We start from the raw sequence: 18,863 nt of genomic DNA on the forward strand, positions 1-18,863 counted from the left end.
TGAGGAAACGCCTATGACCGCATTCGCACGCATCACCTTGCTCAGCCTGGTACTCGGCTTGAGCGCTTGTGCGGTCCACCGGCCACCTCCCGCGCCCACCGGGCCGACCATCCCACCGTCGGGCCCCTCGAGCCAGCCGGGCACCCAGCCTTCCGGCCCGGCAACCCCGTCGCCGAAAGCGCTGCCGAGCAAATCGCCGACCTTCGCCCCGCCACCGGGCGCCGCCAGCCACTGGGACGGCAAGATGCAGGTGTATGTACTGGAAGAACAGCCCGACACCTTCTACCGCCAGCGCACTTACTACCGCTGGAGCAACGGCTGGGGCCGCTCCATCAGCCCGAACGGGCCATGGGAAGAGACCGACGTGCACGGCGTGCCGCCGGGGTTGAGCAAGCAGTACGCGCAATGACAAAAGGCGACCTGGATAGGTCGCCTTTTTTGTTTTCGATGTGCACTGCTATCTCTCAAGCCCTGGGAAGCCAATGTAGGCGCCGGGCTTGCCCGCGATGGCGGCCTATCAGCCAGACATTTGTTGCCTGACCCACCGCCATCGCAGGCAAGCCAGCTCCCGCAGAAGATCGCTTCAGCCATTAAGCGATGGGACACTCCCGCTTCAGCGCTTGATCCACCAACAACTGCGCAATCTCAATCATCTGCACCACCGCCATCACCTGTTGCGGCCAGAGCCATCCAGATGCTCGGCACAGTCGTACGCACACACGGTCGCGGATTCCAGCATCTCGCTGGCATTGCTCAAGGCCTCTTCGGTGCTGAGGCCGGGACGGACGGTGAAGATGATAGTGGGTGGAGATTGTTGGGTGTCATCCGAGGAGGATGGTGGGGGGGGTTAGGTGTGACCTTTTTCATAAGCAGGCTCCTAGAATTTAATGGAGCCGCTCCCAATCACTTCCACATGATGGGTGGCGACTGTACGCAGGTGGGGAAGACCTTGGATCTAGGAACCCGGCGCACCCCAAAGTGCCCCGCGCACAGCCGCCATAACAAAAATAACGGCAACAAAAAAGCGCCCGCTACACGCTATAGGCGCTTGTGCGTCCAGATCAAGGTCGGGCTTGCACACCCGTTCGCTGATTTTGCAGCGACCAGGGAAGGTTTACGGCGAGGTTGATCAGACGCACCCCGAAATCTGTGTAGGGCAAATCTTCACATGCATTTGCTGGTAGCTATCACAAGATATAGGGAGGTGGCTGTACACAGAGTGGTAGACCGGTCATAGAAACGCGGCAGGCCGAAGCCTCCCATGCACAGCCGCCACAAAGCAGCCTTAAAAAGGGTGAGCCGTACGCAGATTGGTCGACCGGGCAATGGGAAACCCGGCAGGGCTTGGCCCTCCTGCGTACGGCTCGGTCCACATAATGCAGAGCGGTTAAATGACTGGGCGTAGGGAAAGTCTTGTTCAGCGTGCGTCAGCACCAAGCCTCTCTAGCCGCGTGGTTAGCGCGGCCTTAACAATCGGATGCCATTGATTGGTAAGTTCGCTGCTCAATGGATGCCAGAAGCATCGAAACGCATGGCCCCATCATTTTCTGCAAAAGCGGTCCAGGTGTCCGCAAGCGCTACCGAAACCTGGCATGGGTGAAATGCCCGGGTTTGGCGAGTGAGCTTGGAATATCAGGTTCCCATGACGACGCGACGTTGGCGCATGTTGAAGCGTCGGTGCGCTATGGCATGACCATCGCCAAATTCCCCACTACGCTTGAAGCGGCGAAGGGCTGCCAGGCGCTGAACATGAAAGTCTTGATGGTCGCGCCGAACGTGGTGCGCGGTGGGTCGCACTCGGGTAATGTGGCCGCCGCGGGCCTGACTGATCGCGGTGAAATTGCCATTGGCCTGCGCGTCGACCTGGTGCAAGCCAAGCGCCGCGCAGGGCGGCCTGTGGTGCAACAAGTATGGCGACAAGCGAAGAGGGTGTTTTGATGGCAGGCAGGTTGATCTATCTCATCGGGCCATCGGGTTCGGGCAAGGACAGCCTGCTGGATGCCGCGCGCCCGCGCTTGGGCGAACGCGGCTGCCGCATTGTGCGCCGCGTGATTACCCGTTCGGCCGAGGCGGTGGGCGAAGCGGCCCAAGGCGTGAGCCCGGAGCAGTTCGCCGCGATGGACGCTGAGGGCGCGTTTGCCCTGAGCTGGCACGCCAATGGGTTGTCCTATGGCATTCCCAAGGCAATCGACGCGTGGCTGGCGGCGGGAGACGACGTGCTGGTCAATGGCTCTCGTGCGTATTTGGCACAGACGCGCGAGCGTTATCCCGCATTGCTGGTGTTGTTGCTGACGGTAGATCAAGCCGTGTTGCACCAGCGCTTGGTCGCGCGTGGGCGTGAGTCCCTGGCCGATATCGAAGAGCGCCTGGCGCGCAATGCGCGGTTCACCGCTGAGCTGATTGCGGGCAGTGGTTCGGGGTTGTTTGTGCTGGACAATTCCGGCCCGCTTGAACACACCGTCGAGCGCTTGCTGTGCTGCCTTGACCATGGGCACTCGGCCTGCGCCTGACCTTGCTCGGCACGGGCGACGCGCGCCAAGTTCCGGTGTATGGCTGCGAGTGCGTTGCGTGCGATCTTGCGCGCAGCGATGCAAGCCTGCGCCGCCGACCACGTTGGCCCTGTTGCAACACGAGCCGCTGGATGTGTTGGTGCTGGATTGCACCCTGCCGCCGCAGCCGCAAGCACCGCGCAATCACAATGACCTGACGCTGGCGTTACAGAGCATTGAGGACACCGGCGCGCAATTGGGCGTGCTGACGCACGTGGGGCATACGCTGGATGCGTGGTTGTTGACTCATCAGCGCGCGTTGCCCAGGCATGTGACGGTGGCGTGGGATGGCCGGATTCTTTGAACACCGCATAACCCCATGTTGATCTCTATTGCCCCACGGTCTCAATTCCAAAGCGGTCTGCGATGGCTTTGCGTCCCTTGGCTGTTAACCCCAATGCCCGACTGTCCAGGTCCTGGGTCACCCATTCACGGCGGATAACACACCGCAGAAATGCCGCGCCCAAAGCACCGGCCAGGTGCGGGCGGCGCATGCTCCAGTCCAGGCACGCACAGGCGAAACGTCGGCGTTGCGTACGTAGTGCAGCCACCTCGACGCCCAGTTCGATCATCGCTGTTTCACCGGGCACGCTGAGCTGATAAACCCCGTCGCCCATCAGCCAGCCGGCCCCGATGAAATAGTCATGCAGCTGTACCGCGAGGGTGCCTGCCATGTGGTCGTAGCAGGTGCGGGCGAATTGCAGGCGATTGGGTGTCTTTGAGACGAACGTTTTGCTCGCAGTGCGGCTGATCACCATCAAGCCCTCGATGGCGTGTGCTACTGGCGGGCCGGCCAAGCTGTAGTAGCGATGGCGCCCCTGCGTGTGCAACTTGAGCAGCCCGTCGTCCTTTAGCCTGGCCAAGTGGGCGCTGGCGGTGGACGTGCTCACGCCGGCAACCACCGCCATCTCGGTGCTGGTACGCGCGTGGCCGTCCATCAGCGAACAGAGCATTTTCGTTCGCGCAGGCTCTGCAATCGCTCCCGCTATTTGTGAGAGCGCAGCGTCATCGTCGTGGGCGTTCATATTTCGTTCCTGAGCGAATCGTTGCCGTGTGAGAGAGCCGATAGTAACGCTTCTTTTGTGAACAGGAAGTGCCAAATGACCCCGCTGCAAGCTGCTACCCACGCTGATCCTTACGCTTACTACGCAAGCCTGAGACGCAATGCGCAGTTGGGGTTCGATGCTTCCCTTGGGCTGTGGGTCGCCAGTACGGCAAAGGCGGTCGAAGCCGTGTTGATGCATCCCGACTGTCGGGTGCGCCCGTCGCACGAGCCGGTACCTGCGGCGATCGCGAGCGGTGCGGCGGGGCAGGTATTCTCAAAGCTAATGCGCATGAACGAAGGGGTGGCGCACCGGTGCCCGAGGGCCGTGGTCGAGCCCGCGCTGGCCACTGTGGATGCGCAGCGTATTGCCGGGGTGGTAAAGCAACTCGGTGCTTGCATGCATAACCTGGACGACTGGATGTTCACGTTGCCGGTCGCGGTGGTCGGGTCTCTGCTGGGCGTGCCCGGCGATCGTTTAAGTAGCGTCGCCGATCAGACACGTACGTTTGTCGCTTGCCTTTCGCCGCTGAGCAGCACAACGCAATTGCGTTATGCCGACGCGGCTGCTGTGTACCTGCGGCAGATGGTCAGTGGTGGGCTTGAGCAGACAGATTTACTCAAGACGCTTATCGGCGGTGCCTGGGCCGACCCGGACGCACTGACCGCCAACCTGATCGGCTTGCTGTCCCAAACGTGCGAGGCGACTGCCGGGCTGATTGGCAATACGCTGGTAGCACTGGCTCGGCGGCCCGACCTGCTTGAATACCTTCAGCGCGTGCCGGCCTCGGTGAAAGCGCTGGTGGAAGAGGTTGCCCGCTACGATTCGCCGGTACAGAACACCCGGCGATTTGTGGCCGCACGCTGCTCGATTGGCCACAGCGTTTTAGAGGAAGGCGACACCGTCCTGGTGTTACTGGCTGCTGCCAATCGGGACCCCAAGGCGAACCCTGACCCGGACAGTTTGGTGCTTGAGCGCCCTCATCGGCGAATCTTCAGCTTCGGCGCGGGCAACCATCAATGCCCTGGCCAAACACTCGCGTTGGCCATCGCTTCGCAAGCGCTTCTGGCCTTACTGCGCCAGCCGAGTGTATGGGCGGGGGCTGGTCAGTGCGGGTACTGGCCGTCGCTGAATGGGCGTATCCCGCGGTTTCAACAAGACGACCTGAACCGGTGACGCTTTTATATGAAAACGAAGTGTCGGGTTTTGTGTGCGGGCGATGTTTAAGTTGATGTGTAATTGTAGGTTTTTATGTGCGCCCCTTTCTTCTTGCGCCTATGTTTACGGGCGATGGGCGTGTTGTCGGGCGTCTTAATGTTTGAAAGTGAAATACTATCGGGTTGGCGTTAGGTGTTTCTCTGTGGGACTTTAAGGTCGCGGTTAGTTAGGGCGTCGCGGTCATGGCCTTTTGTTCAGGTTGATTATAAAGTTTTTCAAAGGATGTTTATGAGAGTTGCTAATTCGTTTGTTAATCATCATGCACCGATGTTTAATCGTGCGGTCAAAAAAGCCTCTTTCACTACCGATGAGGCCGCCAGGCAGATACTGCGAGGCGGATACCGGCATTACGATCGTAATGGCGACGGAAAAATCGAATTGTCTTTCACCCTTGACGCAGCGTTCTCTGCACAACAGAAAGCCTCGATTCGCAAAGCGCTGCAGGCCTGGCAGGAGGTGACCAACATTGTATTCAAAGAACCCTCGGCGTCCGCGGACGGTTCAATAACAATCAAGGCGAACCCTGAAACCAGTGGTGGGAAGTCACACTTGCCTGATCTGTATCACGCTGACATGACCACCATTATCGGAACTAAGGGCGCTTCTGATACGCCGCAAAATGGCGATTATTTTTTATTAACCGCTGTTCATGAAGTGGGGCATGCCATTGGTCTCGGGCACCCCGGTGACTATGGTAAAGGTGTGGGCAGTTATGCCGATACGCCTTATGAGCAAGACACCAGAGCCCACAGCGTAATGAGTTATTGGCGCGAAACCAATCAACCGGGTCATGATTTTCGGCGCCGTGAACCTTCCCTGCTTATGAAAGATGATATTGCAGCGGCGCAGCAACCCTACGGTGCCAACTTAACGACCCGGAATACGGACACCACCTATGGTTTTAACGCCACTGCCGGCGCCAGTGCCTTCAACCTTAAAGGCGCGAACGACACCGCTCTATTTTCAATCTGGGACGGTGGGGGCAATGACACGTTGGATTTTTCCGGGTTTTCCCAACACCAGAAAATCAACTTGCGCGCTGAGTCGTATTCCAGCGTTGGCGGCTTGAAGGGCAATGTTTCCATTGCCAAGGGGGTTGTCTTGGAAAACGCCATCGGCGGTCCGGGCGACGACGACATTCAGGGTAATGAGGTTGGCAACAGGCTGCGTGGCGGCGGCGGTGCGGATCAGTTGAGAGGCGGCGGCGGCGCGGATGTTTTTGTTTACGATTGGGCGAATGACTCTACGCTCGCCAGGCCAGACAACATTGTGGATTTCGTGAGTGGGACGGACAAGATTGATCTCAGCGGCCTATTCAAAAACTACTCAATCAAGCATTTCAAGGTGGTCGAGCGTTTGACAGGGCGAGCTGGCGAGATCGTTCTCAGCCATGATCAGAACAGCGGGAACGGCAGCTTGAGCGTTGACCTGACAGGGCGTGGCAAAGCCGATCTGTTTATCAAGAGTGTGGGCGGGATTCGTGCCAGTGACGTGGTCACTGGCACTGGCGTTACGCAACTGAGCGCCGTACGCAGCCCGACACCGAATCCTGAGCGTGGCATCAACCCCCACGATACGGTCTACGGGTTCAACGCCAACACCGGTGACAGCGCCAGCAGCCTGCATGCCGGGAGCAGCGCCCCCGACTTCGCCATTCGCGACACCGGCGGCAATGACACCCTGGACTTTTCCGGCTTCACACAGAACCAGGTCATCGACTTGCGCCATAACTCAGCCTCCAGCGTAGGCGGCTTGCGCAATAACGTCGCCATCGCTGAAGGCGTCACGCTGGAGAATGCTATCGGCGGCTCAGGCCGAGACCGGATCATAGGCAACGCTGTGAACAACGTCATCACGGGCGGTGGCGGTGGCGATGAACTCTGGGGCGTGGGCGGTAGAAACACGTTCAAATATGCCAAGGTCAGTGATTCGAGCGCTTACGACCCTGACCGGCTCATGGATTTCACCAGTGGCGAAGACGCTATTGATCTGACAGCCCTGGCAAACGAGCTGGGAACCTCCTTGCACCTGGTTGAGAACTATACGGGGCGTATTGGCGATACCGTCGTCACGTATGACCCACAGAGCGGCCGCTCCTTTGTGGGCGTCGACCTGCTGGGGCGGCGGTATTCGGATTTCCTGATTCAAAGCTCGCGGTTGATCAAGCCGCAGGACGTGCTCGGCCTGGCTGCCCGCTAGCGCTAAAAGTACCCCGGCGAGGCGCTGACAAGCTCACGCATTGATCAGCGCTTGGGCGTACTCGACAAACGCCCGTGCCTTGGCACTTGCCAGCCTGCTCGTTGGGAACATCATGCTGCAAGAGATCGCGGCCGAAGGCGGGGCGAGTCCGATGCCAACGTCGGTGGCCAACCATCACGCTCATGAAGAATACGCGGGCATGGGCCGGGGAATGCTGGCGTTGGGCATCTCGCCCTATCTGGGCAAAACCGAGAAGGTCAATGTGACCTTGCCCGGTTATGTCATCCAGCGAATCGACCGTTATGTGCGTGAGCACAAGGTCAAAAGCCGCTCGTCATTTCTGGCGGATGCGGCCTTGCAGAAGTGGGTGCGTTCCTGAGGGCACTCAGGCGGTTGCGACCGAGGCACCACGCCAAGCACTAAGGAAGCGTAACAACGCCACCAGCGGGAACGCGCTGCCCACCAGCATGACGCCCAGCCACCCGCCGTGTTCATACACGCTGCTGGCAATTGCCGAACCGAACGCGCCGCCGATGAAGATGCTGGTCATGTACAGCGCGTTCAGGCGGCTGCGGCTGTTGGCGTCGAGGGCGTAAATAGCACGTTGGCCGAGGACCATGTTCATCTGCACGCAAAAATCCAGCACCACGCCGGTCACCGCCAGGCCGATCACGCTGTACAACGGGTGTACAAAGGCCGGCAGGAAACTCAAGGCACCCAACAGCATCGCCAGCAGCGAGGCGCGATGGGTATGGCCGGCATCGGCCAGGCGGCCGGCGATGGGCGCGGCGATGGCGCCGATGGCGCCTACCAGGGCGAAGATCGCGATCTGGGTTTGGCTCAGGCCATGGTTGCGCACCAGTTCCAGCGGGGCGGCGGTCCAGAACAGGCTGAACGTGGCGAACATGCAGCCTTGGTAAAACGCGCGCTGGCGCAGTACCGGTTGCTCACGCAGCAGGGTGCCCAGCGAGCGCAGCAACTGGCCGTAGCTGGCACTATGGTCGGGCTGACGTTTGGGGATAGTCATCAGCAATACCACGCTGATGAACGCCATCAACGCGGCGGCGGCCATGAACATCGCACGCCAGCCAAAGTGGTCAGCCACCACGCTGGACACCGGGCGTGCCAGCAGGATACCCAGCAGCAAGCCGCCCATGATGCTGCCAACCACGCGGCCACGGGACTCGGCCGGCGCCAGGTGTGCGGCCAGCGGGATCAGAATTTGCACCGAGACGGAGCTGAACCCGATCAGCAGCGACACAAGAAGGAACAAATTCGGCTGCTCGGTGAACGCAGCACCCAGTAGGCTGGCGATGGCCACTACGGTGGTGGTGATCATCAGCTTGCGGTTTTCCAGCAGGTCGCCCAGTGGCACCAGGAAGAACAGGCCCAAGGCGTAACCGATTTGCGTCAGGGACACGATCAGACTGGCCATCGCCGGGGTCAGGCCGATGTCCGGCGCAATCAATTCGATGATCGGTTGGGCGTAATAGATGTTGGCCACAATGGCACCGCAGCAGAACGCAAAAAGCATCACCATGCCTCGGGTCATGGTGCCTGTAGCGTGTGGGCTAGCGTTCATGATGTTCTCGTAAAAGCGAAGGAAGGTGGCGTGCGAGAGTAAAGACAACGCCAGCGCCGTAGTAGGGCGCTGTCAGTGATATCACTCATGCCGCAAATTAATGACTGAAACGTTAACTTTTGAGTCGAACGGCAATGATACATTCAGTCACAACTGCCGAAACAGGAAATTCAATTTCATGAAAATCACGCTGAACAAGATGATCCTGGCTTCAACGCTTGCCGCGGCCATGGCCATTGGGTTGGCCAATGCCGCCAAAGCCGCCGATGCTCCACGAGTGGGTGTACGCGGCGCCATCACGGCGATCGACGGCGACGCAATGCACGTCAAGGTCAACAGCGGTGAAGAAGTCACCGTGCACCTGACCAAAGATACCCAAGTACGCGCCGTCACCCTGGCCAAAATTGATGAAATCAAGCCCGGCAGCTATATCGGCTCTGCCGCCATGCCGAATGCCGACGGCACCCTGACGGCTCTGGAGGTCCACGTGTTCCCGCCGGCCATGGCCGGCACGGGCGACGGCCACCGCGCGTTCGACTTGAAAGAAGGCAGCAGCATGACCAACGGCACCGTCGGCGATCTGGTCGTCAGCCAAGGGCGTACCTTGACCGTGAAGTACAAAGGCGGCGAGCAGAAAATTGTGGTGCCGGATGATGTGCCGATCGTCAACCTGGAGCCGGGTGACCGTAGCTTGCTCAAACCGGGGGTGAAGGTGGTGATGTTTGCAGCGCAGGGGGCGGATGGGACTGTCACCGCTCAGGCGATTTCGGCGGGTAAGGATGGCGTGACACCGCCGATGTAATTGCCAAACACACCACCCAATGTGGGAGGGAGCAAGCCCCCTCCGACATTTTGACCGTGTTTACTCAGCTAGAGCAGGTTACTGGCCGCTGTAGATCTGATCAAAAATCCCACCATCATTGAAGTGGGTTTTCTGCACGGTGCGCCAGTCACCAAAGGTCTTCTCTACCGACAGGAAGTCGACTTTAGGGAAGCGGTCGGTGTACTTGGCCAACACCTTCGGGTCACGTGGGCGCAGGTAGTTGTTGGCAGCAATTTCCTGACCTTCCGGCGACCACAGGTATTTCAAGTAGTCCTCGGCGGCTACGCGGGTGCCTTTCTTTTCGACCACTTTGTCGACCACCGACACCGGCGGCTCAGCTTCGGCGCAGACGCTTGGGTAGATTAATTCGAACTGATCACGGCCGAATTCACGCGCGATCATTTCCGCTTCGTTTTCAAAGGTCACCAGCACGTCGCCGATCTGGTTGGTCATGAACGTGGTGGTGGCTGCACGGCCGCCGGTGTCCAGCACCGGCGCTTGTTTGAATAGCTTGCCGACAAAGGCCTTGGCCTTGTCTTCATCACCGCCGTTTTTCAGTACATAACCCCACGCCGACAGGTAGGTGTAGCGGCCGTTACCCGAGGTTTTCGGGTTCGGTACGATCACTTGCACGCCATCCTTGAGCAGGTCCGGCCAGTCTTTCAGGGCTTTTGGGTTGCCTTTGCGCACGATAAACACGGTGGCGGAGGTGAACGGCGCGCTGTTGTTCGGCAGCCGGGTCACCCAGTTGTCCGGCACCAGTTTGCCGTTGTCGACCAAGGCGTTGATGTCGGTGGCCATGTTCATGGTGATCACGTCAGCCGGCAGGCCGTCGATCACCGAGCGCGCTTGTTTGCTGGAGCCGCCGAACGACATCTGCAAGGTCAGCTTGTCGTCCGGATGCTCGGCTTCCCAGTGCTTCTGGAAGGCAGCGTTGTAATCCTTGTAGAAGTCGCGCATCACGTCATAGGAGACGTTGAGCAGTGTGACGGGGGCAGCCTGGACGGCGCCCGCCAGGGCAAGGCCGGCGGCCAGAAGAGAGGCGCTAACGAGTTTTTTCACTGCTCATTCCTTGTTGTTCGAGAAGGTGGTCGATTGAGTAGGGGCAATTTGCCAGCGACTATAGCCGCGCCCGCATAGACGTTTAAAGATTAAAACGGACTTTGCTTATTCCACTTTATGAAACAGATTGCTGCCACAGCGCGAGCAAAACGCCGCGTTGGGCTCATGGCTGTCTTTTTTGCACACCGGGCAGTCGTGTTGCAGCTGCTCGCCGCGCATGGCACTCGCCAGCTCTGCAGTGAAAATCCCGGTGGGCACGGCGATGATCGAGTAACCGGTGATCATCACCAGCGACGAGATCACTTGGCCCAGCGGCGTCTTCGGCACAATGTCGCCAAAGCCCACGGTGGTTAGGGTCACAATCGCCCAATAGATGCCCTTGGGAATGCTGGTAAAACCATGTTCGGGGCCTTCGATCACGTACATCAAGGTGCCGAACACTGTGACCAGCGTGCACACGCTCAGCAGGAACACCACGATCTTCTGTTTGCTGCCGCGCAACGCCGCCATCAGGTAGTTGGCTTGCTTGAGGTACGGGCTGAGCTTGAGCACGCGGAAGATCCGCAGCATCCGAATGATGCGGATGATCAACAGGTACTGCGCGTCGCTGTAATACAGCGCGAGGATGCCAGGCACGATGGCGAGCAAGTCCACCAGCCCATAAAAGCTGAAGGCGTAGCGCAACGGCTTGGGCGAGCAGTACAGGCGCAAGACGTACTCGATGGCAAAAATAAGGGTGAAGCCCCACTCGATATAGGCCAGCAGATTCGCGTAGTCCTGATGAATCTGGTCGATGCTGTCGAGCATCACGATCACAATGCTGGCGAGGATGATCAGCAACAAAATGCCGTCAAAGCGGCGCCCGGCCACTGTATCGCTTTGGAAAACCATGACGTAGAGCCGCTGACGCCAGTCGTTGTTGCTGTCCATAGATCTCGCCTAAATCGAATATCGAGCAAGCCTAGGGGGATTCGAACGGGCTGTCCACGCAGGCTTTGAACATCCGCTGGCTGGCGCGTACCAGCCAGCAGGCGAGGATGAACGGCGCGGTCAGCGCGGGCAAGTGCAGGGCGGCGAAACCGGGCGTTAGGATGACCGCCAAGAGGATGCCGAGCAGCGGCAGCCAGGGTTGGCGGCGTGCCTGGCTCAATGCCAGTGCGGCCAGCGCCGGGTTGTAGCTGTGCAGGCCAAGGAGGGCGCTGCTGGTTTCGTCTATCAACAAAGCGATCAGCACGCCGCTGACGGCACCGGTGAATGCCCACAGCGCGGCGCGGCGGTTGGCCAGCAACAGGCCAAGTGCAATCAGGGCGCCGGCCAGAGGTTGGTCCAGCAGCATGATTTGTGCGAGCCCGGTAAACGGCGCAGTGAGGACGGCGAGGGGGGCGGGTTCGTTCAGCGCAAACATGCGTTCAGGCACTGTGCCCAGCAGCAACCAACCGAGGCCCACGAACGGCGCGGTGTAGGCGGGCAAGTCGTCCGGGCGGGTGGCGTGTTTCAACCACTGCCGCGTGAGGATCGCCCCGAGGCCGCCGCATGCGAGGATCAGCGGCGGCAACAACGCCGACCAGGCGAAGTGCTGGCTGATCAACAAACCCAGCAGCACGCCGTTGTAGCTATAAAGGCCGGCCTGGCGCTCTGCCTTGGGATAACCACGGCGCTGCGCTGTGAGCAAACCGGCCACGCCGCCCAACAACGCCCCGCCCAGCAAGGCCGGGGCGCCGATAAGGATGGCCAGCAGGCACAGCAGGCCACACAGCGGCTGGCGTTGCAGGAATATCTGGCTGAAGCCATTGAGCAGGGCTTCGGCCCAGTCGGGGCAGGTTGGGTTGTGCATGTGTGGTAAGTCAGTGAGACCGAGTTGCCCCAATCGCGTGCAAGCCCGCTCCCACATGTGAGTGTATTTGCACATCAAAATGTGGGAGCCGGGCTTGCCCGCGATGAGGCCCAAGCAGGCGCTAAATCAATGTCTCGATGCGCAACGAGTTGGTCGACCCCGGCTTGCCAAACGGCACCCCCGCCGTAATCACCAACGTATCCCCACGCTGCGCCATCCCCTGCGCCTGAGCAATCTCCAGCGCTGTGGAACACACCTCGTCCACCTGGCGCAGCCGATCATTGACCACCGAGTGCACGCCCCACGCCACGCTCAAGCGGCGCGCCGTAGAGAGGTTGGGTGTGAGGTTGAGGATCGGCGCCACCGGCCGCTCCCGTGCCGCGCGCAGGCTGGAACTGCCGGATTCGCTGTAGTTCACCAGCACCGCCACTGGCAGGATGCTGCTGATGCGCCGAATCGCGCAGCTGATCGCATCCGACACCGTGGCATCGGCCTTGGGCCGGCTGACGTCCAGCTGTGTCTGGTAGTCCGGGCCGTTTTCCACCTGGCGGATGATCTTGCTCATCATCTGCACGGCTTCCAGCGGGTACTCACCCGAAGCGGTTTCCGCCGACAGCATCACCGCGTCCGCACCTTCCGCCACGGCGTTGGCCACATCCGTCACCTCCGCGCGGGTCGGCGCCGGGGAGAAGCGCATGGACTCGAGCATCTGCGTGGCCACCACCACCGGTTTACCCAGTTGGCGGCAGGTGCTGATGATGTCTTTCTGGATTTGCGGCACGCTCTCGGCGGGTACTTCCACGCCCAGGTCGCCTCTGGCCACCATGATCGCGTCGCTCAGTTCGGCGATTTCCTGCAGCCGTTGCACGGCCGAAGGCTTCTCGATCTTGGCCATCAGAAATGCCTTGTCGCCGATCAACTCGCGGGCTTCGCGAATATCTTCCGGTCGCTGCACAAACGACAGCGCCACCCAGTCCACGCCCAGCTCCAGGCCGAAGCTCAGGTCGCGGCGGTCTTTGGCGGTCAATGGGCTGAGTTCCAACAGGGCTTGTGGGACATTCACGCCTTTGCGGTCAGACAGTTCGCCGCCATTCAGCACGGTGGTGTCGATGGCCTCGGCATGTTTGGTGATGACGCGCAGACGCAACTTGCCGTCGTCCAGCAGCAGGTCCATGCCCGGCTCCAGCGCTGCGATGATTTCCGGGTGCGGCAAGTTAACCCGACACTGATCGCCCGGCGTCGGGTCCAGGTCCAGGCGCAAAGCTTGGCCGCGTACCAGTTGCACCTTGCCCTCGGCAAACCGCCCGACCCGCAGCTTCGGCCCTTGCAGGTCCATGAGGATGCCCAGCGGATAATTGAGCTGGCGCTCCACTTGGCGAATCCACTGGTAGCGCTGGGCGTGATCGGCGTGGTCGCCGTGGCTGAAATTGAGGCGGAAGATATTCACCCCGGCTTCCACCAGCTCGCGGATGTCATCGATGCCGTCGGTGGCCGGACCCAGGGTGGCGAGGATTTTGACCTTTTTGTCAGGCGTCATGGTGGGCAGTCTCGAGAATCAGGATGGCGCGCAAGTCGTTGACGTTGGTACGGGTCGGCTCGGTGACGATCAAACCGTCGAGCGCGGCGAAGTAGCCATAGCCATTGTTGTTGTCCAGCTCGTCGCTGGCCGACAGCCCCAAGGCTTCGGCGCGGGCGTAGCTGGTGGGGGTCATGATTGCGCCGGCGTTGTCTTCCGAGCCGTCGATGCCGTCGGTGTCGCCGGCCAAGGCGTAAACGCCGGGCAGGCCCTTGAGGCTGTCGGTGAGGCTCAGCAGGAATTCGGCGTTGCGCCCGCCACGGCCATCGCCGCGCACGGTGACGGTGGTTTCACCGCCGGAGAGGATCACGCACGGCGCCGCCAGTGGCTGGCCATGCTGCACGATTTGCCGGGCGATACCGGCGTGCACCTTGGCCACATCCCGCGCTTCGCCTTCGAGGTCGCCGAGGATCAACGGGCTGAACCCGGCCTGGCGTACTTTCACCGCCACCGCTTCCAGCGACTGCTGCGGGCGGGCGATTAATTGGAAATGGCTGCGCGCGAGCAGCGGGTCGCCGGGTTTGACGGTTTCCGACGCCGGGTTCTGCAACCAGCTGCGCACCGAGGCGGGCGCATCGATGCCGTAGCGCTTGAGGATCGCCAGGGCTTGTTGCGACGTGCTCGGGTCGCCGACGGTGGGGCCGGAAGCGATGACGGTGGCTTGGTCGCCCGGCACGTCGGAAATCGCATAGGTGTAGACCGTCGCCGGCCATGCGGCCTTGGCCAGTCGCCCACCCTTGATCGCCGAGAGGTGCTTGCGCACGCAATTCATCTCGCCAATGGTCGCGCCGGATTTAAGCAGGGCTTTGTTGACGGCTTGCTTGTCGGCCAGGGTGATGCCTTCGGCGGGCAGGGCCAGCAAGGCAGAGCCGCCACCGGACAGCAGGAAGATCACGCGGTCGTCTTCGGTGAGGTTGCTGATCAGTGCCAGCACGCGCTTGGCCACCGCCAGGCCGGCCGCATCGGGGACCGGGTGCGCGGCTTCGACCACTTCGATTTTTTTGCACGGCGCGCCGTGACCGTAGCGGGTGACCACCAGGCCCGAGACGTCGCCCTGCCAGCAGTTCTCGACGACGAGCGCCATGGCGGCCGCGGCTTTGCCAGCGCCGATCACAATCACCCGGCCGCTACGGTCGGCGGGCAGATAAGGTTCAAGGACTAGCCGGGGGTGGGCGGCGTCGATGGCTGTGGCAAACAGCTCGCGAAGCAGGTGTTGCGGATCGACCGACATAAGCGGGCTCCCGGGGGATTTTTGTTTTTAGGTTTGAAACGTGGAACTGGGACAAAAATGTGGGAGCAGGCAAGCCAGCTCCCACACAGGTCTGCATTTCAAATTGAATTATTTATCGCGAATCGAAAAATTCGCCATGTGTTCCAGCCCCTTGATCAGTGCCGAGTGGTCCCAATTGCCGCCGCCAATCGCCGTGCAGGTACTGAACACTTGCTGCGTACCGGCGGTGTTCGGCAGGTTGATGCCCAGCTCTTTGGCCCCGGCCAGCGCCAGGTTCAAATCCTTCTGATGCAGGTTGATGCGAAAGCCTGGATCGAAGGTGCCCTTGATCATGCGCTCGCCATGCACTTCGAGGATCTTCGACGACGCAAAACCGCCCATCAGCGCCTCACGCACCTTGGCCGGGTCAGCGCCGTTTTTCGAGGCGAACAGCAACGCTTCGGCCACCGCCTGGATGTTCAGCGCGACGATGATCTGATTCGCCACCTTGGCGGTCTGGCCATCACCGTTGCCGCCGACCAGGGTGATGTTCTTGCCCATGGCCTGGAACAGCGGCAGGGCGCGTTCGAACGTCTGCGGCTCGCCACCGATCATGATGCTCAAGGTGCCGGCCTTGGCGCCGACTTCACCGCCGGACACAGGCGCGTCGAGGTATTGCGCGCCGGTTGCATTGATCTTGGCGGCAAAGGCCTTGGTGGCGGTGGGGGAGATCGAACTCATGTCGATCACTACTTTGTTGGGTGACAGGCCGGCAGCAACACCGTCGGCGCGGAACAGCACATCGTCCACCTGTGGGGTGTCGGGCACCATCACGATGATGAACTCGGCTTCCTGGGCGACTTGCTGCGGGTTGGCCAAGGCCACCGCGCCGGCCGCGATCAGGGCTTCGGGCGCCTTGCCGTGATGCTCTGACAGGAACAGTTGGTGGCCGGCCTTTTGCAGGTTGGCGGCCATGGGTTGGCCCATGATGCCGGTGCCGATAAATCCGATTTTAGCCATGATCAACATCCTCTTTTTATTCTAGGTGCAGGGCGGACAGGGTCTGCCAAACACTGAAGATCCAAATGTGGGAGCGGGCTTGCTCGCGAAGGTCTTTCATTCAACATCTTCGTCGACTGACTTACCGCATTCGCGAGCAAGCCCGCTCCCACATTGGGTCCTGCGTGTTGAGTTAGATGGCGTTATGGGTCTTGAGCCAACCCAGTCCCGCTTCGGTGGTGGTCAGCGGCTTGTACTCACAGCCGATCCAACCGGTGTAACCAATGCGGTCCAAATGCTCGAACAGGAAGCGATAGTTGATCTCCCCGGTCCCCGGCTCATTGCGCCCCGGGTTGTCGGCCAGTTGGATGTGATTGATCTCACCCAGGTGCGCCGCCAGGGTCCGGGCCAGGTCGCCTTCCATGATTTGCATGTGATAGATGTCGTATTGCAGGAACAGGTTGGCGCTGCCCACCTGCTCGCGAATCGACAGGGCCTGGGCGGTGTTGTTCAGGTAGAAACCCGGAATGTCACGGGTATTGATCATCTCCATGACCAGCTTGATGCCCGCGGCTTGCAGCTTGTCGGCGGCGTACTTGAGGTTGGCGACAAAGGTCTTTTCTACGGTCTCGTCGTCAACGCCCTGTGGCCGGATACCTGCCAGGCAGTTGACCTGGGTATTGCCCAGCACCTGGGCGTAGGCGATGGCCAGCTTGACCCCGGCGCGGAACTCTTCGACGCGGTCCGGGTGGCACGCCAGGCCGCGCTCGCCCTGAGCCCAGTCACCGGCTGGCAGGTTGAACAGCACTTGGGTCAGGCCGTTGGCATCCAGTTGTGCCTTGATCTCGGCGGAGCTGAATTCGTACGGGAACAGGTACTCGACACCTTGGAAGCCGGCATCGGCAGCCGCTTTGAAACGGGCGAGAAAGTCTTGCTCGGTAAACAGCATGGACAGGTTGGCGGCAAAACGCGGCATAGGGTTCTCCTTAATCGAGCAGGGAAATGGCAGTCGGCGCATCATTGCCGACCAGGGCCAGATCTTCGAATTCGTTGACGGCGTTGATCTCGGTGCCCATGGAAATATTGGTCACGCGCTCCAGAATAATCTCAACAATCACCGGCACCTTGAATTCTTCGATCATCTCCTTGGCCTTGCGCAACGCTGGCGCAATCTGGCCCGGTTCGAATACGCGCAGGGCTTTGCAACCCAGGCCTTCGGCGACCGCGACATGGTCCACGCCGTAGCCGTTGAGTTCCGGGGCGTTGAGGTTGTCGAAGGACAACTGCACGCAGTAGTCCATTTCAAACCCGCGCTGGGCCTGGCGGATCAAACCCAGGTAGGAGTTGTTCACCACCACGTGGATGTACGGCAGCTTGAACTGCGCGCCCACGGCCAATTCTTCGATCATGAACTGGAAGTCATAGTCGCCTGACAGCGCCACCACGTTGCGGCTCGGGTCTGCCTTGACCACACCGAGCGCCGCCGGAATGGTCCAGCCCAACGGGCCGGCCTGGCCGCAGTTGATCCAATGGCGTGGCTTATAGACGTGCAGGAATTGCGCGCCGGCAATCTGCGACAGTCCGATGGTGCTGACGTAGCAGGTGTCTTTGCCGAACACTTGGTTCATCTCTTCGTACACGCGCTGCGGCTTTACCGGCACGTTATCGAAGTGGGTCTTGCGGTGCAGGGTGGCCTTGCGCTGCTGGCAGTCATTGAGCCAAGCGCTGCGGTCCTTGAGTTTGCCTGCGGCTTTCCACTCGCGGGCCACTTCAATGAACATCGTCAACGCAGAACCGGCGTCGGAAACAATGCCCAGGTCCGGGGTGAACACGCGGCCGATTTGCGTCGGCTCGATGTCCACGTGAATGAATTTTCGGCCTTCGGTGTACACCTCCACCGAACCGGTGTGACGGTTGGCCCAGCGGTTGCCGATGCCCAGCACCACGTCTGATTTGAGCATCGTTGCGTTGCCATAACGGTGCGAGGTTTGCAGGCCGACCATGCCCACCATCTGCGGGTGATCGTCCGGGATTGTGCCCCAGCCCATCAGGGTCGGGATCACCGGGATGCCGGTCAGTTCGGCGAACTCCACCAGCAGCTCGCTGGCGTCGGCGTTGATCACACCGCCGCCGCTCACCAGCAAGGGGCGTTCGGCTTGGTCCAGCAGCGCCAGGGCTTTCTCGACCTGGATGCGCGTGGCCAGTGGTTTGGCCAGCGGCAGCGGCTGGTAGGCGTCGATGTCGAATTCGATCTCGGCCATCTGCACGTCGAACGGCAGGTCGATCAGCACTGGGCCAGGGCGGCCGGAGCGCATTTCATAGAAGGCTTTCTGAAACGCGTAAGGCACTTGGCCCGGCTCCAGAACAGTGGTCGCCCACTTGGTCACGGGTTTAACGATGCTGGTGATGTCGACGGCCTGGAAGTCTTCCTTGTGCATGCGTGCACGGGGTGCTTGACCAGTGATGCACAGAATCGGGATCGAGTCGGCCGAGGCGCTGTACAGGCCGGTGACCATGTCAGTGCCCGCCGGGCCCGAGGTGCCAATGCACACGCCGATATTGCCGGCCTTGGTGCGGGTGTAGCCCTCGGCCATGTGCGAGGCGCCTTCAACGTGGCGAGCAAGGACGTGATCGATGCCACCGACCTTCTGCAAGGCCGAATACAGCGGGTTGATGGCGGCGCCTGGGATACCGAAGGCGGTGTCCACACCTTCACGGCGCATCACCAGGACGGCGGCTTCGATTGCTCTCATTTTGCTCATGGTTTT

16 protein-coding genes and 3 pseudogenes are annotated in these 18,863 nt (G+C 60.7%); 8 read left to right on the forward strand and 11 right to left on the reverse strand.

The genetic code is table 11. From position 1 onward, the window contains the following. The first annotated feature begins 13 nt into the window (after positions 1–13). Complete coding sequence (locus tag E0F99_RS12300) at positions 14–409, forward strand: hypothetical protein (protein WP_083359399.1); 396 nt, start codon at positions 14–16, stop codon at positions 407–409. 258 nt (positions 410–667) lie between these two features. Here E0F99_RS12300 and E0F99_RS31100 read toward each other — a convergent pair whose 3' ends face one another. Beyond that, positions 668–739, reverse strand: a complete 72-nt coding sequence (locus E0F99_RS31100; protein WP_408003450.1) for a hypothetical protein — start codon at positions 737–739, stop codon at positions 668–670. Between the two features lie 836 nt (positions 740–1,575). Between E0F99_RS31100 and E0F99_RS12305 the strand changes: the two are divergent. The 3 genes and pseudogenes from E0F99_RS12305 to E0F99_RS12315 form a co-directional block, all read left to right on the forward strand. Beyond that, positions 1,576–1,938, forward strand: a pseudogene (locus E0F99_RS12305) (alpha-D-ribose 1-methylphosphonate 5-triphosphate diphosphatase); the annotation flags it as partial. After that, positions 1,938–2,510 carry a phosphonate metabolism protein/1,5-bisphosphokinase (PRPP-forming) PhnN gene (phnN, locus tag E0F99_RS12310; protein WP_083359398.1) on the forward strand — a complete coding sequence of 191 codons (573 nt, stop codon included), beginning with the start codon at positions 1,938–1,940 and terminating at the stop codon, positions 2,508–2,510. The pseudogene E0F99_RS12305 and the gene phnN, both read left to right, overlap by 1 nt. Before the next feature lie 91 nt (positions 2,511–2,601). Then, positions 2,602–2,853: pseudogene (locus E0F99_RS12315) on the forward strand (phosphonate metabolism protein PhnP); the annotation flags it as partial. 25 nt (positions 2,854–2,878) lie between these two features. Here E0F99_RS12315 and E0F99_RS12320 read toward each other — a convergent pair. Further along, on the reverse strand, positions 2,879–3,574 hold the full coding sequence (locus E0F99_RS12320; protein ID WP_083359397.1) for an ArsR/SmtB family transcription factor: 696 nt from the start codon (positions 3,572–3,574) through the stop codon (positions 2,879–2,881). Positions 3,575–3,649: 75 nt separating this feature from the next. Between E0F99_RS12320 and E0F99_RS12325 the strand changes: the two genes are divergently transcribed. The 3 genes and pseudogenes from E0F99_RS12325 to E0F99_RS12335 form a co-directional block, all read left to right on the forward strand. After that, positions 3,650–4,768 carry a cytochrome P450 gene (locus E0F99_RS12325; protein ID WP_083359396.1) on the forward strand — a complete coding sequence of 373 codons (1,119 nt, stop codon included), beginning with the start codon at positions 3,650–3,652 and terminating at the stop codon, positions 4,766–4,768. A gap of 270 nt (positions 4,769–5,038) precedes the next feature. Beyond that, positions 5,039–7,009: a M10 family metallopeptidase C-terminal domain-containing protein gene (locus E0F99_RS30855; RefSeq protein ID WP_162276195.1), complete on the forward strand. Its 1,971-nt coding sequence runs from the start codon at positions 5,039–5,041 to the stop codon at positions 7,007–7,009. Positions 7,010–7,115: 106 nt separating this feature from the next. Further along, positions 7,116–7,388, forward strand: a pseudogene (locus E0F99_RS12335) (type II toxin-antitoxin system HicB family antitoxin); the annotation flags it as partial. Positions 7,389–7,394: 6 nt separating this feature from the next. Here E0F99_RS12335 and E0F99_RS12340 read toward each other — a convergent pair. Next, the gene (locus tag E0F99_RS12340; RefSeq protein WP_083359394.1) at positions 7,395–8,591 is read right to left on the reverse strand and encodes an MFS transporter; all 1,197 of its coding nucleotides are present in this window, start codon (positions 8,589–8,591) and stop codon (positions 7,395–7,397) included. Between the two features lie 178 nt (positions 8,592–8,769). Here E0F99_RS12340 and E0F99_RS12345 point away from each other — a divergent pair, with 178 nt between their 5' ends. Next, on the forward strand, positions 8,770–9,393 hold the full coding sequence (locus E0F99_RS12345) for a DUF5666 domain-containing protein (RefSeq protein WP_083359393.1): 624 nt from the start codon (positions 8,770–8,772) through the stop codon (positions 9,391–9,393). A gap of 78 nt (positions 9,394–9,471) precedes the next feature. On the opposite strand, the gene E0F99_RS12350 is transcribed toward E0F99_RS12345, so the two are convergent. From E0F99_RS12350 to gcl, 8 genes are all read right to left on the reverse strand, one after another. Next, a complete protein-coding gene (locus tag E0F99_RS12350; protein WP_083359392.1) occupies positions 9,472–10,476 on the reverse strand; it encodes a sulfate ABC transporter substrate-binding protein in 1,005 nt (334 codons plus the stop codon). Between the two features lie 105 nt (positions 10,477–10,581). Next, entirely contained in the window at positions 10,582–11,406 is an 825-nt protein-coding gene (locus E0F99_RS12355; RefSeq protein ID WP_083359391.1) for an ion transporter, read from the reverse strand. A gap of 31 nt (positions 11,407–11,437) precedes the next feature. Then, the gene (locus E0F99_RS12360) at positions 11,438–12,310 is read right to left on the reverse strand and encodes an urea transporter (RefSeq protein WP_083359390.1); all 873 of its coding nucleotides are present in this window, start codon (positions 12,308–12,310) and stop codon (positions 11,438–11,440) included. A 121-nt stretch (positions 12,311–12,431) separates the two neighbouring features. Continuing rightward, positions 12,432–13,847 (reverse strand): pyruvate kinase, encoded by a 1,416-nt coding sequence (pyk, locus tag E0F99_RS12365; RefSeq protein WP_083359389.1) that lies wholly within the window; start codon positions 13,845–13,847, stop codon positions 12,432–12,434. Then, positions 13,837–15,117: a glycerate kinase type-2 family protein gene (locus E0F99_RS12370; protein WP_083359388.1), complete on the reverse strand. Its 1,281-nt coding sequence runs from the start codon at positions 15,115–15,117 to the stop codon at positions 13,837–13,839. Before E0F99_RS12370 ends, pyk begins: the two co-directional genes overlap by 11 nt. Positions 15,118–15,225: 108 nt before the next feature. After that, positions 15,226–16,116 (reverse strand): 2-hydroxy-3-oxopropionate reductase, encoded by an 891-nt coding sequence (locus E0F99_RS12375; RefSeq protein WP_026013623.1) that lies wholly within the window; start codon positions 16,114–16,116, stop codon positions 15,226–15,228. Between the two features lie 172 nt (positions 16,117–16,288). Beyond that, a complete protein-coding gene (gene hyi, locus E0F99_RS12380; RefSeq protein WP_083359387.1) occupies positions 16,289–17,071 on the reverse strand; it encodes a hydroxypyruvate isomerase in 783 nt (260 codons plus the stop codon). Positions 17,072–17,081: 10 nt separating this feature from the next. After that, positions 17,082–18,857 (reverse strand): glyoxylate carboligase, encoded by a 1,776-nt coding sequence (gene gcl, locus E0F99_RS12385; protein ID WP_083359386.1) that lies wholly within the window; start codon positions 18,855–18,857, stop codon positions 17,082–17,084. Positions 18,858–18,863: the final 6 nt, after the last annotated feature.

This window comes from Pseudomonas antarctica (genome assembly GCF_900624995.1).
GTDB classification, from domain to species: Bacteria; Pseudomonadota; Gammaproteobacteria; order Pseudomonadales; family Pseudomonadaceae; genus Aquipseudomonas; species Aquipseudomonas antarctica.

Coding starts and splice junctions, on each gene's coding strand:
- E0F99_RS12300 (WP_083359399.1), top strand. CDS start 14: ATGACCGCATTCGCACGCATCACCTTGCTCAGCCTGGTACTCGGCTTG.
- phnN (WP_083359398.1), top strand. CDS start 1,938: ATGGCAGGCAGGTTGATCTATCTCATCGGGCCATCGGGTTCGGGCAAG.
- E0F99_RS12320 (WP_083359397.1), bottom strand. CDS start 3,574: ATGAACGCCCACGACGATGACGCTGCGCTCTCACAAATAGCGGGAGCG.
- E0F99_RS12325 (WP_083359396.1), top strand. CDS start 3,650: ATGACCCCGCTGCAAGCTGCTACCCACGCTGATCCTTACGCTTACTAC.
- E0F99_RS30855 (WP_162276195.1), top strand. CDS start 5,039: ATGAGAGTTGCTAATTCGTTTGTTAATCATCATGCACCGATGTTTAAT.
- E0F99_RS12340 (WP_083359394.1), bottom strand. CDS start 8,591: ATGAACGCTAGCCCACACGCTACAGGCACCATGACCCGAGGCATGGTG.
- E0F99_RS12345 (WP_083359393.1), top strand. CDS start 8,770: ATGAAAATCACGCTGAACAAGATGATCCTGGCTTCAACGCTTGCCGCG.
- E0F99_RS12355 (WP_083359391.1), bottom strand. CDS start 11,406: ATGGACAGCAACAACGACTGGCGTCAGCGGCTCTACGTCATGGTTTTC.
- E0F99_RS12360 (WP_083359390.1), bottom strand. CDS start 12,310: ATGCACAACCCAACCTGCCCCGACTGGGCCGAAGCCCTGCTCAATGGC.
- pyk (WP_083359389.1), bottom strand. CDS start 13,847: ATGACGCCTGACAAAAAGGTCAAAATCCTCGCCACCCTGGGTCCGGCC.
- E0F99_RS12370 (WP_083359388.1), bottom strand. CDS start 15,117: ATGTCGGTCGATCCGCAACACCTGCTTCGCGAGCTGTTTGCCACAGCC.
- E0F99_RS12375 (WP_026013623.1), bottom strand. CDS start 16,116: ATGGCTAAAATCGGATTTATCGGCACCGGCATCATGGGCCAACCCATG.
- hyi (WP_083359387.1), bottom strand. CDS start 17,071: ATGCCGCGTTTTGCCGCCAACCTGTCCATGCTGTTTACCGAGCAAGAC.
- gcl (WP_083359386.1), bottom strand. CDS start 18,857: ATGAGCAAAATGAGAGCAATCGAAGCCGCCGTCCTGGTGATGCGCCGT.